At 72.7% G+C, this 1299-nt stretch carries 1 protein-coding gene; it reads right to left on the bottom strand.

The window, feature by feature from the left end; translation table 11 throughout:
• Window positions 1-363: 363 nt before the first annotated feature.
• Window positions 364-1299, bottom strand: a 936-nt coding sequence (locus JM949_RS35990; RefSeq protein ID WP_203152476.1) for a molybdopterin-dependent oxidoreductase, incomplete at its 5' end; no start/stop codon positions are given.

Below are 1299 nucleotides of genomic sequence, written 5' to 3'. Positions count from 1 at the left end.
AAGGGCCTCAGGCAGGTCGACGGCTGGCAGGACATGCCGCTGACCGACGCCGCGCAGACCGTCCAGGTCTCCGCCTACCCCGACGCCTACGCCCAGTGGGAGCAGCAGGCCACCGACCTCGTCGCCCAGCACTGGAACAGCTGACCGCACCACCACCGCGCCACCGCACCACCGCACGGCACCGACCGCTGGCCGGCACCCCACACCCGGGGTGCCGCCACCGGCATCTCCAGTGGCCGCCACGAAGCACCAAGCCCAACGACAGGCGACCCACGGCCGGGCGGCGATCTCATGACTGCCCCGAGATCTTGGACAGTTTCCGTGAGCCAGGAACGGAAACTGTCCAAGCTACGCGCGCGGTCGTCAGCGGACGGCGACGGGTACGGTGTGCCAGCCGGTGGCGCCGTCCGGCGCGACGCCCTGCGTACGCTCGGTCTGGGTTTCGCCTGTCGCGTCGGTCGCCCGGACCTGGAGTTGGTGCTCCCCCGGCGTGGCGTCCCAGCGCCAGGACCACTGCACCCAGGTGTCCACCGACACTGTCGGAGCCAGTTCGGCCTGCTGCCACTCGCCACCGTCGACGCGTACCTCGACGCGGCGGATGCCTCGGTGCTGCGCCCAGGCCACGCCAGCGACGGTCACCGGCCCGGCGGTCAACCGGTTGCGGCGCCGGGGCGTGTCGATCCTCGACTGGGTCTTGATCGGCCCCTGGGCGGACCAGCCGCGCGGCACCCAGTACGCGTCGAAGTCAGCGAACCGGGTCAACTCCAGCTCGGTCACCCATTTGCAGGCCGACACGTAGCCGTAGAGGCCCGGCACCACCATCCGGACCGGAAAGCCGTGCTCGACCGGCAGCGGCTCGCCGTTCATGCCGATCGCCAGCAGCGCGTCCCGGCCGTCGCGCAGGGCGGCGGTGGGGGTGCCGCAGGTCCAGCCGTCCACCGACCGGCCGACGACCTGGTCGGCGTCCTCGTCCGGGTCGACCTCGTCCAGCAGCTCCCGCAGGGGCACGCCGAGCCAGCGGGCGTTGCCGATCAGGTCCCCACCGACCTCGTTGGAGACGCAGGCCAGCGTGACGTACCGCTCGACCAGCGGCCGGGCCAGCAGGTCGGCGTAGCTGTAGCTGCGCTCGGTGCCGACCCGGCCGTGGATCCGCAGCCGCCAGGTGTCCGGGTCCACCTGTGGCACGACCAGCGCGGTGTCGATGCGGTAGAAGCCGAAGTTCGGGGTGACGTAGGGGGCGAGTTGCGTCAGCGAGAGGTCCGCGCCGGCCGGCACGGCGGCGCGGGCGCGGCCGGCGGG

Origin of the sequence: Micromonospora tarensis (assembly GCF_016803395.1) — a bacterium.
Lineage (GTDB): Bacteria > Actinomycetota > Actinomycetes > Mycobacteriales > Micromonosporaceae > Micromonospora > Micromonospora tarensis.
Note: the sequence above shows the minus strand (reverse complement) of the source record. Positions and strands in the feature narration are given on the sequence as shown.